Source organism: Halosimplex aquaticum, from assembly GCF_028747785.1.
GTDB classification, from domain to species: Archaea; Halobacteriota; Halobacteria; order Halobacteriales; family Haloarculaceae; genus Halosimplex; species Halosimplex aquaticum.
The window spans coordinates 1,868,347-1,881,115 of record NZ_CP118158.1; the positions used below are offsets into that span (position 1 = coordinate 1,868,347).

The 12,769-nt window shown below is 66.3% G+C and carries 12 protein-coding genes and 1 pseudogene; 9 read left to right on the plus strand and 4 right to left on the minus strand.

Annotation, left to right across the window (positions count from 1 at the left end):
* Positions 1 to 144: 144 nt before the first annotated feature.
* The 3 genes from PSC72_RS09445 (at position 145) to PSC72_RS09455 (ending at position 1,735) form a co-directional block, all read left to right on the plus strand.
* Positions 145 to 543, plus strand: coding sequence for a response regulator (locus PSC72_RS09445; protein WP_274325630.1), 399 nt, complete (start codon positions 145 to 147; stop codon positions 541 to 543).
* Between the two features lie 499 nt (positions 544 to 1,042).
* A complete protein-coding gene (locus PSC72_RS09450; protein WP_274325631.1) occupies positions 1,043 to 1,291 on the plus strand; it encodes a hypothetical protein in 249 nt (82 codons plus the stop codon).
* 120 nt (positions 1,292 to 1,411) lie between these two features.
* The gene (locus PSC72_RS09455; RefSeq protein WP_274325632.1) at positions 1,412 to 1,735 is read left to right on the plus strand and encodes a rhodanese-like domain-containing protein; all 324 of its coding nucleotides are present in this window, start codon (positions 1,412 to 1,414) and stop codon (positions 1,733 to 1,735) included.
* A 613-nt stretch (positions 1,736 to 2,348) separates the two neighbouring features.
* Here PSC72_RS09455 and PSC72_RS09460 read toward each other — a convergent pair.
* Both PSC72_RS09460 and PSC72_RS09465 read right to left on the minus strand, forming a co-directional pair.
* Positions 2,349 to 3,386 carry an alpha/beta hydrolase gene (locus tag PSC72_RS09460; RefSeq protein ID WP_274325633.1) on the minus strand — a complete coding sequence of 346 codons (1,038 nt, stop codon included), beginning with the start codon at positions 3,384 to 3,386 and terminating at the stop codon, positions 2,349 to 2,351.
* 126 nt (positions 3,387 to 3,512) lie between these two features.
* Positions 3,513 to 4,826, minus strand: a complete 1,314-nt coding sequence (locus tag PSC72_RS09465) for a phosphoribosylamine--glycine ligase (RefSeq protein ID WP_382261556.1) — start codon at positions 4,824 to 4,826, stop codon at positions 3,513 to 3,515.
* 120 nt (positions 4,827 to 4,946) lie between these two features.
* Here PSC72_RS09465 and PSC72_RS09470 point away from each other — a divergent pair, with 120 nt between their 5' ends.
* The 4 genes from PSC72_RS09470 (at position 4,947) to PSC72_RS09485 (ending at position 7,015) form a co-directional block, all read left to right on the plus strand.
* Positions 4,947 to 5,348, plus strand: a complete 402-nt coding sequence (locus PSC72_RS09470; protein WP_274325635.1) for a universal stress protein — start codon at positions 4,947 to 4,949, stop codon at positions 5,346 to 5,348.
* A gap of 141 nt (positions 5,349 to 5,489) precedes the next feature.
* Positions 5,490 to 6,128, plus strand: a complete 639-nt coding sequence (locus tag PSC72_RS09475) for an NAD(P)-dependent oxidoreductase (RefSeq protein WP_274325636.1) — start codon at positions 5,490 to 5,492, stop codon at positions 6,126 to 6,128.
* 260 nt (positions 6,129 to 6,388) lie between these two features.
* Entirely contained in the window at positions 6,389 to 6,694 is a 306-nt protein-coding gene (locus PSC72_RS09480) for a hypothetical protein (protein WP_274325637.1), read from the plus strand.
* Between the two features lie 57 nt (positions 6,695 to 6,751).
* Complete coding sequence (locus tag PSC72_RS09485; RefSeq protein WP_274325638.1) at positions 6,752 to 7,015, plus strand: DUF7553 family protein; 264 nt, start codon at positions 6,752 to 6,754, stop codon at positions 7,013 to 7,015.
* A 95-nt stretch (positions 7,016 to 7,110) separates the two neighbouring features.
* On the opposite strand, the gene PSC72_RS09490 is transcribed toward PSC72_RS09485, so the two are convergent.
* Both PSC72_RS09490 and PSC72_RS09495 read right to left on the minus strand, forming a co-directional pair.
* Entirely contained in the window at positions 7,111 to 8,286 is a 1,176-nt protein-coding gene (locus PSC72_RS09490; protein WP_274325639.1) for a BGTF surface domain-containing protein, read from the minus strand.
* Between the two features lie 349 nt (positions 8,287 to 8,635).
* A complete protein-coding gene (locus PSC72_RS09495; protein ID WP_274325640.1) occupies positions 8,636 to 9,874 on the minus strand; it encodes an ornithine cyclodeaminase, nickel-pincer nucleotide-dependent in 1,239 nt (412 codons plus the stop codon).
* A gap of 117 nt (positions 9,875 to 9,991) precedes the next feature.
* On the opposite strand from PSC72_RS09495, the gene PSC72_RS09500 reads away from it, so the two are divergent.
* Together PSC72_RS09500 and PSC72_RS09505 are read left to right on the plus strand one after the other, a co-directional pair.
* Entirely contained in the window at positions 9,992 to 10,243 is a 252-nt protein-coding gene (locus PSC72_RS09500) for a hypothetical protein (RefSeq protein ID WP_274325641.1), read from the plus strand.
* Positions 10,244 to 10,350: 107 nt separating this feature from the next.
* Positions 10,351 to 12,760, plus strand: a pseudogene (locus PSC72_RS09505) (heavy metal translocating P-type ATPase).
* The last annotated feature ends 9 nt before the right edge of the window (positions 12,761 to 12,769 follow it).

Sequence of the window (12,769 nt, forward strand, 5' to 3'; positions counted from 1 at the left end):
GTCAGTCGCGGCCACTCTCGTACGGACTGCGCGTAATCCAATCGGTCCGTACAGATCAGATAGATTCTGTTTTCTCACCGGTTACACTACCACCAGAGAGATCTGACGCAACCCTTATTTCTGGCAGAGTCGTGCGATTACAGGATGGAATGCCCAAACATCTTTGGCGATATTCTTTTGGTGGAAGACAATCCGGGGGACGTTCGGTTAACGAAAGAGATGTTGAAGGAAACCGATCTCGACCCCACGACTCACGTCGTCTCCGATGGGGTAGAAGCGCTGGAATTTCTCAAACAGCAAGGCGAGTATTTCGATGCCCCGCGGCCAGACGTTATCCTTCTAGACCTCCATCTCTCTCGGATGGACGGAGAGGAGGTGTTAGCGGAGATGGAAGACGAAATGAGGGAGATCCCGATAATCGCCATCTCGGGGTCTCAACAGGGCGCCGTCCTCAAATTAGACGATCTCGAAGAGCAAGTAGACGCGTGCCTCGAGAAGCCGATTCAGCCGGACGAGTTCGAAGCGTTGGCCCGCTCTCTGTGAGTTCGCCTACAACCCTTCAGCGGTAGTGAGGTATCGCCTCTACGAGACCGGTATCGAGCGCGTAGACAAAACTGAGCAGGTGGTCCTCCGAGTCGTCGGCTGACATTAGTGTCCGGTTCTCCGTCCAAAGTCGGATCTCCCCTGTCCGGATACCGTCGTTCTCGCACGGACTGTGCGTAACTCAATCGCTTAGTGCAGATCAAGGGCCGTCTTCTGAGGAACACATAGTCTTCAGACACGGAATATTAACGCCGATCGCTCCACCATGGACAACTACGCGGCAAGTTCGTCTGTGAAACGGTATAATGGACGGGCTTCGGCAGCCCAACGAAGCGGATTGCTTCGTTCCCCGTGGAGGGGTACTCTCCAATTCGTCGTGATTTCAAATGGGCTCTTGGCCAATCTGTTTTGGCACCTCTGTAGCGACAGTAGAGTCTAACTCTACCCTACATTCTGCGTCTACCAACAGAGACATGAATCGTGCAGACGCATACGTTGCATGGACGGGTCTGACGATCTACCCGGCTCAGATTCTGAGCGGATTATTGAACGGGGGGAGACGTATTCTCATACTAAACACGGGCAAATTGAAGTCACAGGGATTTGGAAGGGTGTCAACCAGGTAGACAAGGCTCACCACGCCGACGAGAGAGATACGTTCATCGTCCGCTATTCTGCTGAAGTTAATGGAGAGGAGGTAGACGGACTCACAGATACGTTGGACGAGTTCGTTCAATATATCGAGTAATCCGCTGAAATTAGTGTCCGGGTCTCTGACTCGGATCCGCTCAGTCCAGGAGTATAGCTATCATCTGCCCGTTACCCAAATCACCGTCTTCTTGGAACTGGAAGTGTCTCATCACTGTAGATGACTACGATCGACCCTGAAACGCTTCGGGCGAAGTTAGAGAACGACGGGGACGTGCGTGTAGTCGATATTCGGCCAGCGGAGGACTTCGAAGAAGACCACATTGAGCACAGCGAGAATCGCCCGATTCGAGGAGACCTTCTCTCGGGGGATGTTGAGGAGGCGTTGACGGAACTGGACGACCTCCCGGACGATGAGGAACTCGTAATGGTCTGTGACGCGGGAATCGCCTCGACAGAAACAGCACGCGAACTCCAAGACCAAGGGAAAGATGCAAGCGCCCTTGACGGTGGATTGAATGCCTGGAAACAGAACCAGAAGTAGTTTGATGACTCTCACGTATTCTGAGTGATGATTATTCAAGTAATTCACTGATTGCAGTGTCCAGTTCTGCGCACAGAGCCGGATCTGGTCAGTACAGGTGAGCTACCTTTCAATGTAGCGAGAAACCACGTTGATTAGGAGAAGACCAAGGGGAACTGCTACTCCGGCCACCAGCCCGAGTACAAGACCGCCACCAAGTCTACCCTGTTCAAGAAATCCAATCAAGAAGCCTAAAATGGCCGCTATCGCAGCATAGACAATGACACGCTGACGATCAAACGAGGGGCTTCTGCGCATCTATGGACTAAAAACCAGTGAGAGTATTCAACCTTTGCCCAATAAGCAGGTTGCAGTGAATGGAGAATTCGGCACGTAGCTGGTTGAAATTAGTGTCCGGTTCTCCCTACAGAGTCGGACAGATTAGTCTCACTTCCCTCGGGCACTTTCGACTGCTTCTTCCAGCACGTCGGGGAGATATCCGGAATCTTCTCGTTTGAACCCCTGTACCGGCCGTCAGTCGTGAGGGCGACGCGACAGTCGCTCTCGCTCGCGTGGACTGCCAGTCCGATTTCTGCGGTAGCCGGACAGAGCTACAAATTCGGGGCGGCCCCGTTCACGACCCACCGAGCGCGACGCGCAAGTCCTCGCCGATCGCCTCCACGGCCTCGTGGGCTCGGTCGACGTCCTCGCTCTCGGAGAGCATGCCGACGAACCCGTGGACCATGGACGGGTAGTTGCGGAAGCGGACCGAGACGCCGTCGCCGACGAGTCTGCGGGCGTACGCGATGCCGCCGTCCCGGAGCGGGTCGAACCCCGCGGTCACCACCGTCGCCGGCGGCACGCCCGAGAGGTCGCACGCCCGCGTGGGGTCCGCGTACGGGTTCCGCCGGTGGATCTCACTGCCGTAGTAGCACCTGTCGAACCACCGCATGTCGTCCTCGGAGAGGACGTAGCCGGCGTACTCCCGCATCGACGCCTGGTCCTCGCGGGTCCCCACGGCCGGGTAGACGAGCGTCTGGTAGTCGAGGCCCGGCCCGACCCGCTCGGCGGCCATCAGCGAGACGACCGCCGCGAGGTTGCCGCCCGCGCTGTCGCCGGCGACGGCCAGGTGTCCGTCTCGGTCCAGCACTGCGGGGTCGTCGGCCGCCCACTCCAGGGCCGCGTAGGCGTCCTCGACGGCGGCCGGGAACGGGTGCTCCGGCGCCAGTCGGTAGTCGACGGAGACCACCTCGCATCCGCTCTCGATCGTGAGGTGACGACAGAGCAGGTCGTGGGTATCCAGGCTGCCGAGCACGAACCCGCCGCCGTGGTAGAAGACGACCGTCGGGTACGGCCCGGCGGCCTCCGGCCGGTAGCGCCGAACGTCTAGCTCGCCGTCCGGTCCCTGGATCGTCAGGTCGGTCGCGTCTCCGACCGCCGGCGGGTCCTCCCGCTGGAGCCACGTCCCGACCTTCGTCAGGAGGCGGATGCCGCGGGCGCCCAGGGTCGACATCGAGACCGACTGGAGCCACCGCCGCGAGTCCATCACCGACTGGACGTCCGGGTGCGGTTCGTCGGCCGCGAGCCGCGGCCGCTGGGACGACCCCGGCGTATCGGCCGCACCAGGCCCGTCGCGCTCCGGCTCTGCCCGCAGGAGCTCCTCGAAGTCCATGCGCGCAGATATGTCGGGATCGGACAACAACGTATCGCTGGCGGCAGACCGCCGCAGTGGAAGCCCCTGTACCCTCGGTGACGCCGGCCGCGTCGGCAGATCTGTCTCGCCGCTCGGACAGCGGGTCTACGCCGGCCCCAGATACCCCCACGCTTGCAGCCGGTCGCCGTCGCCGTCGATCCACCGCTCGCCGACGTCGTCGCGGTAGTACATGTTCGGCATGATGACGTCGTCGATCCGGCCGTAGGCCTGCTGGCGAGCGGCTTGCATCGTCTCGCCCTTCCCGGTGACGACGATGGGCATCCCGTTCTCGCCGGCGGCGCGCCACTGGCCGTCCACCCGCTTGGCGTCCTCGATGTGGATCCCCTCGCGCGACTCGGTCTCGAAGACGACCGCGGCGTTGCGCGAGTTCTCGTCGTAGGTCTTCTCGTCGTCGAACGGGAACGGCGGCAGGACGACGCGGACGCCGATCTGGTACCCCTGATGGACCTCCAGCTCGGGGTCCTCGCCGCGCGCCAGGTCGTAGAAGAAGTCGCCGGTCCCGGATTCGAAGGCCTCCTCCTGCAGCGTGATCGTCGGATAGCCGAATCGCGGCGTGAACTCCAGCGGGTAGACGCCGCTGTCGTTGACGATGCAGTTGAGGTCGATGCTCCCGACGTAGCCCTCCGTCGCGAGCCACGGCTCCAGTTCCCCGAGCGTCTCCTCGTACAGTCTGGTCTTGCCGGTCCAGAACATCGAGGTCCCCATCTCGCCGGTCTGCGGGCCGATGTTCCCCGGAAACAGCTTCTTGTGCTCGAAGTTCAGGTTGATCGGTTCGACGAACTCGTCCCCGTTGAAGAAACCGGAGACCGCCACTTCCACGCCTTCGACCCGGCGCTGGAGCTGGAAGCCCTTCATCCGGTGGCCCCACGCCTTCTCGTAGGCGCGGAGCACGTCGACCACGTCGCTGCCGTCGCCGTCGCGCCCGACGTACAGCAGGCGTTTCACGTTCTGCACCTCGCCCAGGGGCTTGATGACGTACGGCGCCGGGTGTTCCTCGACGAACCGGATCCCCGCCTGGAAGTCGGAGAACACGCGGTGTTCGAGCGTGTTCACGCCGTTCTCCTCCAGGACCTCCATCGCATACCCCCGGTCCTCCTCCAGCCGGTCGGTGTTCGGCGTGCCGCCGACGACCGCGTGGCCCTCCGCGCGCAGGTCGCGAGCGATCTCGCCGGTCCCGACATCGTCGCCGATCCAGATGTCGTCGAAGACGATCACGTCGGCCCAGTCGACGTTGCCGCGCCAGTCGTCGGTCTTCGGGACGAACCCGTCGGCGATCTCCCGGTCGCGCTCGGCTTCGATGTAGTACTTCACGTCGTGGCCCTCGCGGTGGACCTGCCACGCAACGTCGCCGATCAGCGCGGCGTCCAGCGAACAGAAGAGGAACTTCGCCATACCCATCCGGGGAGCGGCGTCGGGGAAAGCGTTTCCCGCGAGGGCGCGGTCTCTCGATCACCGGAGACCGCGGCGGACGGCGACTGAGCGCCGGGATTTATGCGTCCCCTCGCCGAACGTGAGGGTATGACAGAACTCGTGGTCGGGACGGACGCGGCCGAATCGAGCGACGCGCTGGCCGACTATCTCGCCGACGTCGTGGACACCGACGACACGCTGTACGTCGTCAACTCGCTGGTCGGCGGCGAGGACACCACGGGCGGGGACGTCCAGGCGGGCGAGCGGGCCATCCAGGTCGTCGTCGACCGCATGGAGGAGCTGCCCGTCACGGTCGAGACCCACCAGTTCGTCCGCGGCAACGAACCCGTCGAGGACCTGCTGGCGTTCGCCGAGGAGGTCGACGCCGACGAGTTCGTCATCGGCGTCCACAAGCGCACGCCCGTCGGCAAGGTGGTCTTCGGGTCGACCGCCCAGAACCTCCTGCTGGCCGCCGACCGGCCGGTCCGCTGCGTCCCGCTGGTCGAGTGAGCCCGGTCGCGCCCGACCGCCGGCCCCGTCTCGGACCCGATTACACTCGTGTCCCCTGATTACTCTCACGTCCGCGAGCGCCTATTACGGGCGAATACGTCTGATCGAACGACGCGTGACGAGAGTCACGGAGACACCACAATGAACGTACTCCTACTCGGTGCGAGCGGCACGATCGGGCAGCGTATCGCAGACGAACTCCTCGCCCGCGACCACGCGGTGACGGGGACCTCCCGCAGCGGAGAAATCGACGCGGTCGACGGCGAGGACTTCGAGGCCGTCGCCGTCGACGCGACCGACGCCGACGAGATAGCCGACGCGGCCGCGGACCACGACGCCGTGGTCTCCGCGCTCGGCCCCAGCGACGACGCGGACCTCGATATTCTGGTCGAGATGGCCGACGCCGTCGTCGACGGCGTCCGCGCGGCCGAGACCGACCGCCTGCTGTGGGTCGGCGGCGCCGGCAGCCTCTACGTCGACGAGGACACGCAGTTCGTCGAGACCGACGCGTTCCCGGACGAACTCGTCCCCCTCGCGCAGGCCCACATCGACGCCTTCGAGGTCGTCCGCGAGGCCGACGACGTCGAGTGGTCCTACCTCGCGCCGCCGGGGATCATCGAACCCGGCGAGCGGACCGGCGAGTACCGCACCGCCGAGGGCGAACTCGTCGTCGACAACGAGGGCGACAGCTACATCACCGCCGAGGACTACGCGGTCGCGCTCGCCGACGAACTCGAATCCGGTGACGAGGTCCACACCCACCTCGGCGTCGGCTACTGACGTTCCGCGGTTACCCCCCCTGACCCACCGCTGACACGGACCCCAACCCCCCACCCGATCCCAACCCCTACCCAACTTCGACCCCCTATTCGACCGCCAACACCGGAACCTCTACCCGACCCCAGACTCCCGTCCCCCCACCCACTGCTGACACTCGTCCTCTCCCATCGCCCGCTTCGTCCCGCCAGGAGGGGGACCTCGGCGACCACAAGACTGATTCCGTCGATCTACGAACCACCGTCCAGTCCTCGAACCGACAGATGTCTCCCGATATCCGCCGGACCCTGGCCGACTGGGAGTCCTGGCACGCGTTGACGACGGTCTCGCTCGTGGTCTGGATACTCGCGCGGACGAACCGGTACGCGCTACTCGACGCGCTACACGGGCTGGTCTGGACCGCCCACGAGATTCTCCCGGTCATCCCGCAGGCCAGACGCGGCCAGATCCGGCCGGTTGCCGCGGTCCTCGTCGAGATGTGGCTCCCCCTCACCATCGCCTCGTTCGTCTGCGGTTTCTTCGCCTTCCACGCGGACGCCGAGTCGCGCCGGCGAGCCGAGGGCGAGTGATCCCGGTCGAAGACGTTCTCCGCAAGTGTTAACGCGGGGTCCCGAGAACCGTCGATCATGACGCGCGAAAACCTCGCAACCGCGAGCGACACACTCGAATCGGCAGCCGACGCGACCGAGGACGACGACGCGGCCGAGCGCCTCGACAGCCTCGCCGACCAGCTCGACGCCCTCGCCACGCGCGACCGCGACCCGGACCACGGGCGCCTCGCCCGCATCGAGAACGCGCTGCACGACCTCGAAGACACCGACGTGGCCGACCAGGTCACCGACGCGCACGAGTCAGTCGTCGCCTTCCGCGAGACGGTCGAAGGCGTATAGAGCACGACGGGAAAAACGAATCCCGGTGGGACCGGGAGACAGGGGAAACGGCAAGCGATGGGCGATGACGGCGATTCGGGAGCGGCGGGACCGGCTTACTCGACCACCTCGCCGTCGGCGACGGCGAGACGCTCGCCGTCGTGGTAGACGACGACCTCGAAGGTCGTCCCGGACGGGACACCGGTCATGTTGAACCCGGCGGTGAACCGCCCGTCTTCGCTCACGGTGGCGGTGGCGCTCTTGAGGAACGGGTTCGCGCCGCCCTTCGATGCGATCCGGAGAGTCACGTTACTCCCGGCCGGGAGATCCGTCTCGCCGGCGATCTCCTGACCGGCCGCGGACTCGACGGTCGGCTTGTCGCCGTCGTAGTCGAGGGTCGTGTTGTGGTCCTCCTCGGCGACGCGACTGGACTCCTCGACGGTCCCGGTGCGGTTCGTCGGAGTCGAGTCGCCGGTGGGTTCCTCGTTGACCCCGCCGACGACGATGCCCTCGGCGGACGCGAGCGTCTCGCCGTCGTGGCGGACGACGGCCTCGAAGGTCGAGCCGTTTGCGATGCCGACGAGGTCGACCGGCGCGGCGAAGGTGCCGTCCTCGGCGACGGTCGCCGTGTTCTGCACGAGGAACGGCGAGGCGTCGGACGTCGAGGTGAGTCGGACGGTCACCTCGGAGCCCGCCGACAGGTTCGTCTCGCCGCGCACGGTCTCGTTTTCGAGCGCCGCGAGCGTGAGGCGGTCGCCCTCGTACTCCAGCGACGGCACGCCGTCGGAGTCGGGGCCGTCCGTCGGGGTTTCACTCTCGACCGCGGCGATGCGGGCGCTGACGTTCGCGAGTTCGGTGCCGTTGCCGTAGACCGTGACCCACGCGTCGGCGTCCGCGTCGACCAGCGAGAGGTCGGCGGTCGCCGAGAACGCGCCGTCCTCGCCGACGGTCGCCGTCTCCGAGACGAGGAACGGGCTGGCGGGCTCGTCGGAGACGACCCGCACCGCCAGCTCCGTCCCGGGCGCGAGGTCGGTCTCGCCGCTGATCGTCTGGTTCGCCGCGCCCTCCAGCGAGAGGTGCGACCCGTCGTGGTGGATCGTCGTCGCGTTGGCACGGTCGGGCGTCACCGTCGCGTCGGCGGGCCCGTCGCCGCCGAGCGGGACGCCGCCCGCGGAGACGACGGCGAGGGCGGCCACGAGGACCACCGCGACGATCCCGACGGTACCGTACGTCCGGCGCTTCACCGGATCACCCCCGCTGTCCGGCGGGAGGGCTGTCTGCGGACGGACCACGGCGGTCCGCCCGCCTCGATTCTATCGCGGGGTGGGCAATGTGGGCGCATCCCGCTCGGGACTACAGCCGACTGGTAAGTATCCCCGACGGATGCTTAAACGCGATTTTAAGTAGAATCAGCCGCTGATAGGCCCTTTCGACGGGTGGGAAATTTAGCACGAAAGCGGCACGACTGCAACGTCGTCAGTTCAACCAGTCCTACCCCTCGTCCAGCAGGTGGTCGGCCAGGATCGGCACGAAGGTGCGCGATCCACCTTTTTCGCCTCGGGCCGCTCGCTTCGCTCGCGACCGCTCGGCCAAAAAGATGGGGCAAAAAGGCGCCTCACTCCGTTCAGCGCGGGAGCCAACTCACCCCTCGTCCAGCAGGTGGTCGGCCAGGATCGGCACGAAGGTACCGATGTCGGTGACCATCCCGACGGCCTGGTCGCTGCCGCGGTCGAGCAACTGGGTCACCGTCGCGGGGTTGATGTCGACGCAGACGGTCCGGGTGGTCGACGGGAGGCAGTTCCCGACCGCCACCGAGTGCAGCAAGGTCGAGAGCATGAGGACCAGATCGGCCTCGTGGGCCTGCTCGCGGATGGCGTTCTGGGCCTCCATCGAGTCGGTGATCGTGTCCGGGAGCGGGCCGTCGTCGCGGATGGACCCGGCGATGACGAACGGGATGTCGTTCTCGACGCACTCGTACATGACGCCGGACTCGACGGTGCCGCTCTCGACGGCCTCCTCGATGCCGCCCTCGCGGATGATCTCCGAGATGGTGTAGATGTGGTGTTTGTGGCCCTTGCGCGGGTGGTCGAGGCTCTCGGTGTCCATGCCCAGCGAGGTGCCGTAGAGGTCGCGTTCGAGGTCGTGGACGGCGAAGCCGTTGCCGATGGAGAGCATGTCGATGAAGCCCTCGCGGACGAGGCGGGCGAGGTCCTCGCGGGCGCCGGAGTGGATGAGCGCGGGGCCACAGACCGCGAGCACGTCGCCTCCCTCGCGCTTGGTCTCCTCGATGGCGTCGCCGACCTGGCGGATGGTGGACTCGGAGGGGCGCTCCGAGGAGACGCCGCCCTGCATGAACCCGAAGGCGCCCTCGCGGTTGCGCGGTCGCTCGGGCGGGCTCACGCGGATGCCCGTCTCGCCGGTGACGATGCGGTCGCCCTCCTCGACGCCGCTGAGGACCTCCGTGTAGGCGCTGGGGCCGTCCTCGGTGTCCCGCTCTTCGACGATCACGGCGCAGTCCATCTCGATGTTCTCGACCTCGATCCACTCGCCGTCGATGCGGACCTCGGTCGGGTGGTTGGTCGTCGAGTAGAAGCCGTACGGGACGACCTTGTCCTTCGGGGCTCGCTGGAGCGTGGCGTCCTTGGGGTCCGAGGGATTCGCGCCGTTCTGGTGGAGTTCGTGGACGATGGACTGCAGCGTCTCCTCGTCCTCGGCCTCGACCAGCAGTCGGGCGTAGGACTCCTCGTTCTCGTGGCGGCCGATCCGGAACTCCTCGACGTCGAAGGAGCCTCCGAGGTCCATGATGATGCCGAAGGCGGCGCCCATCATCCCCGAGTCGATGATGTGGCCCTCCAACTCGACTTCGCGCGCGGCGGTCATGCCCGGAGCATCGACGGCGGCGAGTAAGTCGTTTTGGATGTACCCGGCCCCTCGTCCCGCTCGCCCGTGACCGCATCGAACCGCTTACGTCCGTCGGGGCCCAACTCGAAGCGATAGATGGACCGCGGAGACATCGCGCTCGCGCTCGCACTGCTCGTCGGGGTCGCGCTCACGGGCCAGGTCGCCGGCCTCGTCAGGTCCGCCGGCTTCTCGGCGGCCAGCGGCCTCGTCTGGCCGATCGGCTACGGCAGCATCGTCCTCGCGGCGTGGTACGTCTGGATCCGCCCGATCGACCTGCGAGCCCCGACTCCCGGCGACGCCGACCCGTGGGGCGCCGACTCCGAGGAGTCCCCGGAAGCGGACCGGTAGCGGCCGCAGTATTATTAATTTCTCCCGGATCAGTTAACAAATCGTAACAAGAAAGGGCCGGTTCGTAGCAGCGGAGTTAATATATCTCGATCGCCTACGTCCGCGTAATGACAGACGACGGCCCGAAGCAGAGAGGCGATTGTTGCCCTGGCGAGGAGGGGACGGGCCGATGCGCCGGCGGCGGGACCGGAGGTGACGACGCCGCGGTCGACGGGTCCGCCGACGCCGCGGGCACCGAAGTCAGGCTCTCGGTCCCGGACATGGACTGCTCGTCCTGCGCCAGCAAGGTCGACAGCGCGCTGGCCGACCGCGAGGGCGTGGTTGCGACGGACCTGCGGCCGACCGCGGGGACGGCGACGATCACCTACGACGAGTCCCTGACCTCGCGGGCGGACGTCGTCGCGGCGGTCGAGAGCGCCGGCTACGGCGTCGCCGACGCGGACGGAACCGGTTCCGAGGACGGAACCGCAGGCGGGGAGAGCGTCTGGGAGACCGCGCGGGCCCGGAAGACGGCGATCAGCGGTGTCTTCCTCGGGCTCGGCGTGCTCGTCCAGTTCGGCCTGTCGGGACTGAACGGACCCGTGCTGGCGGCCGCTGGCCGGGAGTTGCTCCTCGCGGACGTGCTGTATCTCGTCGCGGTCCTCGCGGGCGGCCAGGTGATCGTCCGGAACGGCTACTACTCGGCGAAGACCCTGAGCCTGGACATCGACTTCCTGATGTCGGTGGCGATCGTCAGCGCCGCGGGCATCTCGCTGGTCGTCCCCGAGATGCACTTCTACGTCGAGGCCGCCTCGCTCGCCTTCCTGTTCAACGTCGCAGAACTGCTGGAGCGGTATTCGGTCGACCGGGCGCGCAGATCCCTCGAAGAGCTGCTGACGCTCTCGCCGGACGTGGCGACCGTTCGTCGTGACGGCGAGCAAGTCGAGGTTCCCGTCGAGGACGTCGCCGTCGGCGAGACCGTCCTCGTCGAGCCCGGCGAGAAGATCCCGATGGACGGCACGGTGACCGAGGGCGCGAGCGCGGTCAACCAGGCCCCGATCACCGGCGAGAGCGTCCCCGTCGACAAGGAGGTCGGCGACGAGGTGTTCGCGGGGACGATCAACGAGCAGGGGTTCCTGGCGGTCGAGACGACGGCGCTGGCGGGCGACACCACCATCGACCGCATCGTCGAACTCGTCGAGGACGCCCAGGCCAACAAGACCGAGCGCGAGCAGTTCGTCGAGCGGTTCGCCGACTACTACACGCCCGTCGTGGTCGCGGCGGCCCTGCTCGCCACGTTCGTCGCACCGGTCGTCTTCGGCGGCGGGTGGGCGACGTGGTTCGTCCGCGGCATCTCCCTGCTCGTCATCGCCTGCCCCTGCGCGTTCGTCATCTCGACACCCGTGACCGTGGTCTCCGGCGTCACGAGCGCGGCGAAAAACGGCGTTCTGATCAAGGGCGGCAACCACCTCGAAGCGATGGGCGACGTCGACGCTGTCGCGTTCGACAAGACGGGCACGCTCACTACGGGCGAACTGTCCGTGACAGACGTGGTCGGCCTCAACGGCAACGACGCGACCGACGTGCTCCAGTGCGCTCGCAGTATCGAGCGCCGGAGCGAACACCCCATCAGCGACGCCATCGTCGCCCACGCGGACGACCGCGACGTGCCCGACCGCGAGGTGACTGACTTCCAGAGCATCACGGGCAAGGGCGTCCGCGCGGACCTCGACGGTCGGACGCACTACGCCGGCAAGCCGGGCCTGTTCGCAGATCTGGGCTTCGACCTCGACCACGTCCACCTGACGACCGACGGCGGAGTCGCGATCGCTGACGCCGACCCCGTCTGCGAGGGCCGCGACGACTGCGTCGACCTCCACGAGACGATCCCGCGGCTGCAGTCCGAGGGGAAGACTGTCGTGCTCGTCGGCACTGAAGACGAGATCGAGGGCCTGATCGCCATCGCCGACGAGATCCGGCCGGAGGCTCGGCGGACGCTCGAGCGACTGCGTGAGCAGGGGATCGACCACCTCGTCATGCTCACGGGCGACAACGAGGGGAACCGCTCGCGCGGTGGCCGAACAGGTGGGCGTCGACGACTTCGCCGCCGACCTGCTGCCCGACGAGAAGGTCGCGCGCGTCGAGGAACTGACCGAGGAGTACGAGGACGTGGCGATGGTCGGCGACGGCATCAACGACGCGCCCGCACTTGCGACGGCCACGGTGGGGATCGCGATGGGCGCCGCCGGCACCGACACCGCGCTCGAAACCGCCGACGTGGCGCTGATGGGCGACGACCTCTCGAAGCTCCCCTACCTGCACAGGCTGGCCCGCGCCGGCAACGGGATCATCCGGCAGAACGTCTGGGGCAGCCTCCTCGTCAAGGCGGCGCTGGCCGTCGCCATCCCCCTCCCGTTCGTGGCCGTCCCCCTCTGGTTCGTCGTCCTCGCCGGCGACGTCGGGATGACCACCGCCGTCACCGGCAACGCGATGCGACTCGCGCGCCTGCGACCCGACGCGCCCGACCCGTCGCAGTGACGGCGGCCC

What these genes read in the sequence shown, in the direction of transcription:
- PSC72_RS09445 (WP_274325630.1), top strand. Translation starts at nt 145, where the DNA reads ATGGAATGCCCAAACATCTTTGGCGATATTCTTTTGGTGGAAGACAAT.
- PSC72_RS09450 (WP_274325631.1), top strand. Translation starts at nt 1,043, where the DNA reads ATGGACGGGTCTGACGATCTACCCGGCTCAGATTCTGAGCGGATTATT.
- PSC72_RS09455 (WP_274325632.1), top strand. Translation starts at nt 1,412, where the DNA reads ATGACTACGATCGACCCTGAAACGCTTCGGGCGAAGTTAGAGAACGAC.
- PSC72_RS09460 (WP_274325633.1), bottom strand. Translation starts at nt 3,386, where the DNA reads ATGGACTTCGAGGAGCTCCTGCGGGCAGAGCCGGAGCGCGACGGGCCT.
- PSC72_RS09465 (WP_382261556.1), bottom strand. Translation starts at nt 4,826, where the DNA reads ATGGGTATGGCGAAGTTCCTCTTCTGTTCGCTGGACGCCGCGCTGATC.
- PSC72_RS09470 (WP_274325635.1), top strand. Translation starts at nt 4,947, where the DNA reads ATGACAGAACTCGTGGTCGGGACGGACGCGGCCGAATCGAGCGACGCG.
- PSC72_RS09475 (WP_274325636.1), top strand. Translation starts at nt 5,490, where the DNA reads ATGAACGTACTCCTACTCGGTGCGAGCGGCACGATCGGGCAGCGTATC.
- PSC72_RS09480 (WP_274325637.1), top strand. Translation starts at nt 6,389, where the DNA reads ATGTCTCCCGATATCCGCCGGACCCTGGCCGACTGGGAGTCCTGGCAC.
- PSC72_RS09485 (WP_274325638.1), top strand. Translation starts at nt 6,752, where the DNA reads ATGACGCGCGAAAACCTCGCAACCGCGAGCGACACACTCGAATCGGCA.
- PSC72_RS09495 (WP_274325640.1), bottom strand. Translation starts at nt 9,874, where the DNA reads ATGACCGCCGCGCGCGAAGTCGAGTTGGAGGGCCACATCATCGACTCG.
- PSC72_RS09500 (WP_274325641.1), top strand. Translation starts at nt 9,992, where the DNA reads ATGGACCGCGGAGACATCGCGCTCGCGCTCGCACTGCTCGTCGGGGTC.